The 10,152-nt window shown below is 34.5% G+C and carries 10 protein-coding genes; 9 read left to right on the top strand and 1 reads right to left on the bottom strand.

Features of this window, described 5'->3' with window-relative positions:
• The 9 genes from lpxD to ABF281_RS06620 all read left to right on the top strand — a co-directional run.
• Positions 1–816: UDP-3-O-(3-hydroxymyristoyl)glucosamine N-acyltransferase (gene lpxD, locus ABF281_RS06580; RefSeq protein ID WP_347180887.1), on the top strand; the 816-nt coding region annotated here is incomplete at its 5' end.
• Positions 817–819: 3 nt separating this feature from the next.
• Entirely contained in the window at positions 820–2,208 is a 1,389-nt protein-coding gene (locus ABF281_RS06585) for a bifunctional UDP-3-O-[3-hydroxymyristoyl] N-acetylglucosamine deacetylase/3-hydroxyacyl-ACP dehydratase (RefSeq protein ID WP_347180888.1), read from the top strand.
• A gap of 5 nt (positions 2,209–2,213) precedes the next feature.
• Positions 2,214–2,996, top strand: a complete 783-nt coding sequence (lpxA, locus tag ABF281_RS06590; RefSeq protein WP_347180889.1) for an acyl-ACP--UDP-N-acetylglucosamine O-acyltransferase — start codon at positions 2,214–2,216, stop codon at positions 2,994–2,996.
• Positions 2,997–3,009: 13 nt separating this feature from the next.
• Positions 3,010–3,576 carry an elongation factor P gene (gene efp / locus ABF281_RS06595; protein WP_347180890.1) on the top strand — a complete coding sequence of 189 codons (567 nt, stop codon included), beginning with the start codon at positions 3,010–3,012 and terminating at the stop codon, positions 3,574–3,576.
• 169 nt (positions 3,577–3,745) lie between these two features.
• Positions 3,746–4,618: a succinate--CoA ligase subunit alpha gene (gene sucD / locus ABF281_RS06600; RefSeq protein WP_347180891.1), complete on the top strand. Its 873-nt coding sequence runs from the start codon at positions 3,746–3,748 to the stop codon at positions 4,616–4,618.
• Between the two features lie 25 nt (positions 4,619–4,643).
• Positions 4,644–5,393: a 3-oxoacyl-[acyl-carrier-protein] reductase gene (gene fabG / locus ABF281_RS06605; protein WP_347180892.1), complete on the top strand. Its 750-nt coding sequence runs from the start codon at positions 4,644–4,646 to the stop codon at positions 5,391–5,393.
• Positions 5,394–5,515: 122 nt separating this feature from the next.
• The gene (locus ABF281_RS06610) at positions 5,516–6,343 is read left to right on the top strand and encodes a prohibitin family protein (protein WP_347180893.1); all 828 of its coding nucleotides are present in this window, start codon (positions 5,516–5,518) and stop codon (positions 6,341–6,343) included.
• A 131-nt stretch (positions 6,344–6,474) separates the two neighbouring features.
• A complete protein-coding gene (locus ABF281_RS06615; protein ID WP_347180894.1) occupies positions 6,475–6,939 on the top strand; it encodes a MaoC family dehydratase in 465 nt (154 codons plus the stop codon).
• 1 nt (position 6,940) lies between these two features.
• Positions 6,941–7,213, top strand: a complete 273-nt coding sequence (locus ABF281_RS06620) for a hypothetical protein (protein ID WP_347180895.1) — start codon at positions 6,941–6,943, stop codon at positions 7,211–7,213.
• Between the two features lie 445 nt (positions 7,214–7,658).
• Here ABF281_RS06620 and clpB read toward each other — a convergent pair.
• The coding region (gene clpB / locus ABF281_RS06625; RefSeq protein ID WP_347180896.1) for an ATP-dependent chaperone ClpB at positions 7,659–10,152 on the bottom strand (2,494 nt) is incomplete at its 5' end.

Raw genomic sequence — 10,152 nt, forward strand, 5'->3', positions numbered from 1 at the left:
AAACTTAACACTACCTTAATTAAAGTAGATGATGCTTATCAAGCTTTTACAAAATTATTAGAGTTTTACAACGAATATAAAAATCAGAAGACTGGTATTGACAAAAACACCATCATTTCAGATTCTGCAAAACTAGGAGATCATTTATATTTGGGAGCATTTTCTTATATTGGAGATAATGTTACCATCGGTAACCATGTAAAAATATATCCAAATTGTTACATAGGAGACAATGTAATAATTAAAGACAATACAGTTTTGTATTCAGGAGTCAAAGTTTATTTTGATAGTGAAATAGGAGAAAATTGTACGATCCACGCTGGAACAGTTATTGGGTCAGATGGGTTTGGTTTTGCCCCTACAGCATCTGGAGCATATAAAACTATTCCACAAATTGGAAACGTGATTGTTGAAGACAATGTTGACATCGGAGCAAATACAACTATTGATAGAGCTACCTTGGGGTCAACAATTATTAGAATGGGGGTTAAGCTCGATAATCTTGTTCAAATCGCACACAATGTTGAAATAGGTAAAAATACTGTAATTGCTTCTCAATCTGGTATAGCAGGTTCTACTAAAGTAGGTGAAAATTGTATGATTGGCGGGCAAGTAGCAGTTTCTGGTCATTTGACGATTGGAGACAATGTTAAAATATCAGGGAAATCTGGTGTTGCAAAAAGCATAAAAGAGAATTCAGTAGTAAGAGGAATACCAGCCATGGATTACAATACGTACAATAAATCTTACGTTTTCTTTAGAAAATTACCAGAAATTGTTCAAGAACTAAGAAAAAATACAAGTACAAAACAATAAAATATGCTAAAGCAAAAAACAATCCAGAAGGAAGTTACTTTGACAGGTGTAGGTTTGCATACTGGTAAAGAAGTTACCATGGTTTTTAAACCAGCTCCTGAAAATTATGGATATGCATTTGTTCGTGTCGATTTAGAAGGGAGTCCTACCATTGAGGCAAAAGTTGAGTATGTCACAGAGACAGAAAGAGGTACAAATCTTGAGAAAAAAGGAGTAAGCGTCAATACTTCTGAACATGTTTTGGCAGCTGCTGTAGGTTTAGGCATAGACAACCTTTTGATAGAAATCAATGCTTCGGAACCCCCAATTATGGATGGTTCTTCTAAGTTTTTTGTTGAAGCATTAGAGTCTGCAGGTGTTCAAGAACAGACTGCTGTTGCAGAGGAATATATCGTTAAAGAAGTAATTACTTACAAGGATGAAGATACCGGTAGTGAAATTATTTTGATGCCTGCAGATGAATATCAAGTGACTACTATGGTCGATTTTGGGACCAAAATTTTAGGTACTCAAAATGCAACCTTAGATCATATTTCACATTTTAAAAAGGAGATTTCCGCAGCAAGGACTTTTAGTTTTTTGCATGAGTTAGAAACTCTATTGGAGCACAATCTAATTAAAGGAGGTGATTTGAACAATGCAATTGTTTATGTTGACAAAGAAATCTCCACACAGACTTTAGATAAATTAAAGAAAGCATTTGGAAAAGAAGAAATTAATGTCACCTCAAATGGAATTCTAGACAATCTAGAATTACGATGGGCAAATGAAGCTGCAAAACACAAATTATTAGATGTCGTTGGAGATTTAGCATTGGTTGGAACCCGTATTAGAGGAAAAGTGATTGCAAACAAACCAGGGCACAAAATCAATACGATGTTTGGGAAGCATTTGTCTGATCTTATCAAACAAGAAAAACGTAAAAAAGTACCGGTCTACGATCTGAATAAGCCGCCGTTGATGGATATCTACGACATCATGAAAGTCTTACCACATCGACCACCATTTTTATTGATTGATAGAATTTTAGATTTGGGAGATGATTTTGTAGTAGGGATGAAAAATGTGTCAATGAACGAACCTTTTTTTGTAGGTCATTTTCCTGAAGCACCAGTGATGCCAGGAGTTTTACAAATAGAAGCCATGGCACAATGTGGAGGTGTTTTAGTATTGAGTACCGTTCCAGATCCAGAAAATTATTTGACTTATTTCATGAAAATGGACAATGTTAAATTCAAACAAAAAGTATTACCTGGAGATACAATTATTTTTAAAGCTGAATTGATTACACCTATCCGAAGAGGAATTTGTCACATGAAATCTGTTGGTTATGCCAATGGTAAAGTTGTGGTAGAAGCTGAATTAATGGCACAAATAGCAAGAAAACAATAAAACATATGAATCAACCATTAGCTTATATCCATCCAGGCGCAAAAATTGCGCGCAATGTTGTCATAGAGCCTTTTACAACCATTCACAATAACGTAACTATTGGCTCCGGTACTTGGATTGGTTCAAATGTGACTATAATGGAAGGTGCCATCATAGGAGAAAATTGTAAAATTTTTCCTGGAGCAGTCATTTCTGCAATGCCTCAGGATTTAAAATATGATGGAGAAGAAACGACAACTGTGATTGGTAATAATGTTACCCTACGTGAGTGTGTAACTGTCAATAGAGGTACCACTGATCGGATGAAAACAGTCATTGGTGATAATTGTTTAATCATGGCTTATTGTCATGTGGCTCATGATTGTGTTGTTGGGACTAATTGTATTTTTTCCAATGGGAGCACTTTAGCAGGACATACCAATGTAGGTGACAATGTGATCTTAGCTGGGATGACAGCAATACATCAGTTTTGCTCTATTGGAGATCATGCTTTTGTGACTGGAGGATCTTTAGTAAGGAAAGATGTGCCACCATTTGTGAAAGCAGGTAGGGAGCCATTATCATATGTCGGAATTAATTCTGTAGGCTTGAGGCGTAGAGGATTTTCAGTTGAAAAAATACGTGAAATTCAAAATATATACAGAATTTTATTCCAAAGCTCTTACAACAATACTCAGGCAATAAGAATAATTGAAGCAGAAATGGAAGTCTCTAGTGAAAGAGATGATATTATAAAATTCATACAAACTTCACAGAGAGGAATCATGAAGGGTTATTTTAATAATTAAGAAATAAATACAAATGGCAACAACATCAGACATAAGGAATGGATTATGTATAGTATACAATAGCGATACCTACAAGATTACAGAATTTCAACACGTAAAACCTGGAAAAGGTCCAGCATTTGTTCGAACTAAGTTGAAGAGTTTAACTTCCGGAAAAGTGATTGACAATACCTTCTCTGCAGGACATAAAATAGAAGAAGTAAGAGTTGAAACTCGAAAGTATCAATATTTGTACGCCGAAGGCGATACTTTTAACTTTATGAATACTGTAGATTACAACCAAATCACACTCGAAAGATCTTCATTAGACGCTCCAGATCTATTGAAAGAGGGAGAAATAGTTACTATTATCGTTCGTTCAGAAGACGAAATGCCGTTGTCTGTGGATATGCCACAATCTGTAATTTTAGAAGTTACCTACACTGAACCAGGAGTTAAAGGGAATACAGCTACAAATGCAACCAAGCCTGCTACTGTTGAAACTGGAGCTTCTGTTAATGTACCTTTGTTTATTAATGAGGGAGACAAGATAAAAATTGAAACTGTAAAAGGTACTTATCAAGAAAGAATCAAAGAATAAATTCAATGAATTCAACTCCTTTGTCATTCAGGATTATCTTGAGGTTGAGGGCTATTGGTATCAAAATAATTACAGGTTTTACAATTTTGTGATATAAAAATTAAAAAGAGATATTTTACGAACAAATATTTATATTTGTTCGCAATTAATTAAATAAAAAGCAAACTAAATGAGTGTTTTAGTAAATAAAGATTCTAAGATTATTGTTCAAGGATTTACAGGTAGTGAAGGTACTTTTCATGCAACTCAAATGATTGAATATGGAACCAATATAGTTGGTGGTGTAACTCCTGGAAAAGGAGGTCAAGAGCATTTGGGGAAACCTGTTTTTAATACCGTAAATGACGCGGTTATTAGAGCAGGAGCTGATACAACTATTATATTTGTACCACCAGCATTTGCTGCAGATGCCATTATGGAAGCTGCTCAGGCAGGTATCAAAGTTATTATTTGTATTACAGAAGGTATTCCAGTGGCTGATATGGTAAAGGTAAAAGCTTATTTACAAACCACAGAAGCTCGTTTAATTGGACCTAATTGTCCAGGGGTAATTACTCCGGGAGAGGCAAAAGTTGGGATCATGCCAGGATTTATTTTCAAAAAAGGGAATGTAGGTATTGTTTCCAAATCAGGTACATTAACATACGAAGCGGCTGATCAAGTAGTAAAACAAGGTTTTGGGATTACAACTGCCATTGGTATTGGAGGAGATCCTATTATTGGGACCACTACAAAAGAAGCTGTTGAGTTGCTGATGAATGATCCAGAAACCGAAGCTATTGTAATGATAGGTGAGATAGGAGGTCAGTTGGAAGCAGAAGCAGCAAGATGGATCAAAGCTGATGGAAATAGAAAGCCAGTTGTAGGTTTTATTGCAGGACAAACAGCACCAGCAGGAAGAACCATGGGACACGCTGGAGCCATTGTGAGTGGAGAAGGTGAGTCAGCTCAAGCTAAGATGGAGATTTTAGCAGAAAATGGGATTACGGTTGTAGCATCTCCAGCTAAAATAGGTGAAGCTATTGCACAAGTGTTGTCATAAATTTTAGAATTTAAAATAACAAATAATGAGTTTATTAACAGGAAAAACGGCCATCATTACAGGAGCTACTAGAGGTATTGGTAAGGGAATTGCACAAGCGTTCGCTAAACAGGGTGCAAATATTGCTTTTACATACAGCTCGTCAGTTGAGGCAGCTAAAGCTTTGGAGACAGAATTGTCAATTTTTGGTATCAAAGCAAAAGGATACCAATCTAACGCTGCAGATTTTGATTCAGCACAAGCCCTTGCTTCGGATGTTTTGAAAGAATTTGGAACAATTGATGTACTGATTAACAATGCAGGAATCACAAAAGATAACCTACTGATGCGTATTTCCGAAGAGGACTTTGATCAAGTTGTTGAAGTTAATTTAAAGTCAGTATTTAATCTTACGAAAGCTGTTATTCGTCCGATGATGAAACAAAGAGCAGGGTCTATTATAAATATGAGTTCAGTAGTTGGTGTTCAAGGAAATGCTGGTCAAACTAATTATGCAGCGTCAAAAGCAGGAATGCTTGGTTTCACCAAATCGGTAGCTTTAGAGTTAGGTTCTAGAAATATTCGATGTAATGCTATCGCACCTGGATTTATTGAAACTGAAATGACGGAGAAACTGGATGAGACTGTTGTGGATGGATGGAGAAAAGCCATACCTTTAAAAAGAGGAGGTAAACCAGAGGATATTGCAAATGCTTGTGTTTTCTTGGCTTCGGATATGTCAACATATATTACCGGACAAACTTTGAATGTTGATGGAGGTATGATTACTGCATAATTAACATCTATATTTTACAATAGAAGCTGCTTTAAATATTATATTTAAAGCAGCTTTTTTATTAGTTCTTAAGATTAAAAATTGTAAATTGTTGTTTGAATAATTTGTAAATAAAAAAAATCATGTCAAATCAAAACATAAAAGTACCCAAGTCATTACCTGTTCTAGTTTCTCTTTTATTTGTAGGCCTGGTAATTGTTTTTAAATCTGCCATAAATATTGATTCCGGTAAGGCTGGAGTATTGTTCAGAACTTTTGGAGGTGGAGTTGTAACAGATGAGCCTGCTTTGGGAGAAGGCTTTCACATTATTGCCCCTTGGAATAAAGTTTTTATTTATGAAGTCCGTCAACAAGAACTGTTTGAAAAGATGAAAGTTTTATCTTCTAATGGATTAGACATTCTATTAGAAGTAAGTGCTTGGTATATGCCGCAAACAGATAAACTAGGAAAGTTACACCAGCAGAAAGGCTTAGACTATCTGACCAGAGTGATTTTACCTTCTTTGAGATCGGCAGCCAGATCTGTTGTAGGAAGATACACACCAGAGCAAATATACTCTAGTAAGAGAGATGTGATTCAGAATGAAGTTTATGACGAAACTAAAAAGATATTAGATGATCAATTTATACAGTTAAATGAAGTGTTAGTAAGAGACGTAACGTTACCTACAACCATAAAAAATGCGATCGAAAAAAAATTAAAACAAGAACAGGAATTTTTAGAATATGAGTTTACAATACAAAAAGCAGAAAAAGAAGCTGAACGTCAAAGAATTGATGCTGAAGGTAAAGCTACTGCAAATAAAATTTTGAATGCCTCTTTGTCTAGCAATATCTTGAAAGAGAAAGGAATCCAAGCGACATTAGAATTGGCAAATTCACCGAATGCAAAAGTCGTGGTAATAGGCTCATCAAAAGATGGAATGCCAATCATTCTTGGGAATCAATAAGATATTGTGAAAGCCAAAAATTTAAAAAACCAAAGATTTTAATCTTTGGTTTTTTTGTTAAAGTATTCGTAATTTAATTTAAGATTTTAGAGAAAAACATATAAATTTGTTCTCCATATAAAATAAATCAAATGAAAAAGGTAGTTATCAATAGCTTTGAAGATTTTAAGGCGTATGAAGGTAAAGAGATTGGAGTTTCTGATTACTTAGCAGTTCCACAAGATAGGATTAATCAATTTGCTGAGGCAACGTTAGATCATCAGTGGATTCATTGTGATGCAGAGAAAGCAAAGGAGGGTCCATTTGGTACTCCTATCGCTCACGGTTATTTAACTCTTTCCTTGATGCCTTTTTTGTGGGAGCAAATTATAGAAGTAAATAATAGTAAAATGTTAGTCAATTACGGGATAGAGAAGTTGAGGTTTAATAAACCTGTGACTGTCGATAGTAAAGTAAGACTTAGAACAAAATTAAAGTCCATAGAAAATTTAAGAGGTATTTCTAAAGCAGTTTTATCTATTAATATTGAAATTGAAGGGGAAAGAAAAACAGCTTTAGACGCTGAGATTGTGTTCTTGTATCATTTCGTGAATTGATATGCATACGGAACAAGAAGTAAAGCATATCGTTCAAAAAAACATTCATCAAATTAAAGTTAGTGAATTTGTTTCTGATGGAGGTTGGCCTAACATAGATGATATTGAGGTAGCTATCTTTAGTCAAAAAGTAGAAGAGGGTTGTGAAACCATAAACCTTCAAATTCTATATACAGTCGATAGGGCAGGTTGCTGTTTTATTCCTGGCTCTGAGGAGCATAGAAGATTATCAAAGAGATTAACGATCAGTAATGATTGTGTGGAGATTATATGATTTTGAGGTTTTTGTTTTGCCAATAAAATAAAGGAATCCTACAAGTCTTAGCTCATTATAATCGGTAAGACAAACAGAAAATTTCACCATTTCAGTTGAGTTCTAGCTCTAATAGTACTTAATTCACACTATACCATATAAGTACTGAGTTCCGAAAAAAAATTACTATACCGTAAAATAGATACCGTTTGATGTTTATGATCTCATAATATCAATTAGGTTCTATTAAAGTTGTTGTCGTGATAAGATTGAAAAGTCAACAGTAGAAAAAGATATTAAATTAGCTATTGAGTCTTTTGGGATTGTTTTAATTGAGACAGGGAAAAAAAGATTGTTGAAGGGTAAAGCTTCAAAAACAGTAAGAATAGAATTCACTAAACCAAAGGAAGACACTACCCCTTAACCATAGAATTTTTAGGATAGTGTCATTTTAATTTACGCTTGACTATTCTTTTCTAAAGAATAATTGATCATTTATTTCGTCTAAAATCAAATTGCTTTTATTGGTTATATTCCCTGAAAGAATTTCTTTGGACAAAAGATTTAGTACCTCTTTCTGAATGACTCGCTTAACTGGTCTAGCACCAAAATCTGAATCATATCCTTTTTTTGCTAGAGCCAATTTGGCAAACTCTGTTGTCTTTAGTGTAATTTCTTTGTTGACCAATAATTTCGCTACTCTTTTTAGCTGAATGTCTACAATTTCTTTTATTTCTTCAATACTTAATGGTGAAAACATAACAATTTCGTCAATACGATTTATAAATTCAGGGCGTATCACTTTTTTCAAATGTTCTAAGATTTCGATTTTTGTCAACTCTGTTGTATTGTCATCAGAATTGTTTTTTGTCTCCTCAAAACGCTCCTTAATAATTTCAGCTCCTAGATTAGAAGTCATAATGATGATGGTATTTTTAAAATCTGCATGACGACCTTTATTGTCAGTCAATCTACCTTCATCTAAAACTTGAAGCAATGTATTAAACGTGTCAGGATGAGCTTTTTCAATCTCATCTAGCAATACAACAGAATATGGTTTTCTTCTTACAGCTTCAGTCAATTGTCCTCCCTCATCATATCCAACATATCCTGGAGGAGCCCCGACCAACTTACTAACAGAATGTCGTTCTTGATATTCACTCATATCTATACGAGTCAAGGCGTTTTCATCGTCAAATAAATATTCAGCTAATGTTTTTGCTAATTCAGTTTTTCCAACTCCAGTAGTTCCTAAAAACAGAAAATTACCAAGAGGTTTTTTTTCGTCTTGCAATCCAGCCCTAGATCTTCTGACAGCATCAGAAACTGCTCTGATAGCGTTATCTTGACCAACAACTCTCAAGTGCAATTCGTCTTCAAGTTTTAACAACTTGTCAAGTTCACTTTGCATCATTTTTTGCACTGGTATTCCAGTCCATTTCTCAACAACCTCTGCAATATCATCTTCTGTGACCTCTTCTTTTATCAATGAATTTTTTTGATTTTTTAGCAACTCTTTTTGAGCAGACTCCAATCTTTTTTGTGCCTCTTTTATTTTTCCATAACGTAGCTCTGCGACCAAACCAAATTCCCCATCGCGCTCAGCTTTTTCCGCTTCGTGTTTGTAGTTGTCAATCTCAGTTTTGATCGTTTGTACGTTATCTATTATCTCTTTTTCAGTTTTCCATTGTACATAAATACGATCTCTTTTTTCTTTTGTATTGCTGAGTTCTTTGTGAAGTATTGAAAGTTTTTTTTCGTCTTTTTCCCGTTTGATAGCTACCAATTCAATTTCTAATTGCATTAATTTTCTATCCAAAGTATCAAGTTCTTCAGGTTTTGAGTTAATTTCTATTTTTAATTTGGCAGCTGCTTCATCTATCAAGTCAATTGCTTTGTCGGGTAAAAATCGAGAAGTAATGTAGCGTTTACTTAGTTTTACCGCAGCAACAATTGCACTGTCTTTGATTTGTATTTTATGATGTGCTTCATATTTATCTTTAATACCTCTTAAAATTGTAACGGCACTTTCTGTGTCGGGTTCGTTCACTAAAATTTGCTGAAACCTTCTTTCCAATGCCTTATCTTTTTCAAAATATTTTTGATATTCATCAAGTGTAGTTGCACCAATAGCTCTTAACTCTCCTCGTGCTAATGCAGGTTTTAGGATGTTTGCTGCATCCATAGCACCATCACCTCCTCCTGCACCTACAAGTGTGTGAATTTCATCAATGAATAGCACAATGTTACCATTTGAGTTCATGACTTCTTTAACTACAGCCTTTAATCTTTCCTCAAATTCTCCTTTGTATTTTGCACCTGCAACTAAAGCACCCATATCTAATGAGAAGATTTGTTTGTCTTTTAGATTTTCAGGAACATCCCCTTTGATGATTCGATGGGCTAAGCCTTCAGCGATAGCAGTTTTACCAACACCAGGTTCTCCAATTAGGATAGGATTGTTTTTAGTTCTTCGAGATAAGATTTGTAGAATTCTACGGATTTCTTCATCACGACCAATGACTGGATCTAGTTTACCAGTATTCGCAAGTTTATTTAAATCTTTGGCGTATTTGTTTAAAGCGTTATAGGTTTCCTCAGCGTTTTGAGAAGTTACTTTTTCTCCATTTCTTATTTCATAGATTGCAGTTTTTAGATTTTTTTCAGTAACTCCTTGATCTTTTAAAATACGACTAACGGTATCTTTGTTTTTTACCAGAGCTATGAGTAAATGTTCTATAGATACATATTCATCGTCCATTTTTTTTGCAATATGATTAGCATCGGTTAGTGTTTTACTGCAATTAGAAGATATTGAAAGTTGACCACCCGTTACCTTTGGAAAACTAGTTATCGTTTTCTCCAAAATTTGTGGTAGTGTAGAAAGGTTCACCTCTAATTTTTTTAATAAAAAAGGAGTAACCTGTTGGTCTATCTCAAGTATAGCTTTAAGTATATGT

The sequence above is a fragment of the Wenyingzhuangia sp. genome, from assembly GCF_039768515.1.
Classification (GTDB): Bacteria; Bacteroidota; Bacteroidia; order Flavobacteriales; family Flavobacteriaceae; genus Wenyingzhuangia.

Bases quoted from the DNA above. Each gene is read 5' to 3' on its own strand.
- efp (WP_347180890.1), top strand. From the start codon at position 3,010: ATGGCAACAACATCAGACATAAGGAATGGATTATGTATAGTATACAAT.
- ABF281_RS06620 (WP_347180895.1), top strand. From the start codon at position 6,941: ATGCATACGGAACAAGAAGTAAAGCATATCGTTCAAAAAAACATTCAT.
- lpxA (WP_347180889.1), top strand. From the start codon at position 2,214: ATGAATCAACCATTAGCTTATATCCATCCAGGCGCAAAAATTGCGCGC.
- fabG (WP_347180892.1), top strand. From the start codon at position 4,644: ATGAGTTTATTAACAGGAAAAACGGCCATCATTACAGGAGCTACTAGA.
- sucD (WP_347180891.1), top strand. From the start codon at position 3,746: ATGAGTGTTTTAGTAAATAAAGATTCTAAGATTATTGTTCAAGGATTT.
- ABF281_RS06585 (WP_347180888.1), top strand. From the start codon at position 820: ATGCTAAAGCAAAAAACAATCCAGAAGGAAGTTACTTTGACAGGTGTA.
- ABF281_RS06615 (WP_347180894.1), top strand. From the start codon at position 6,475: ATGAAAAAGGTAGTTATCAATAGCTTTGAAGATTTTAAGGCGTATGAA.
- ABF281_RS06610 (WP_347180893.1), top strand. From the start codon at position 5,516: ATGTCAAATCAAAACATAAAAGTACCCAAGTCATTACCTGTTCTAGTT.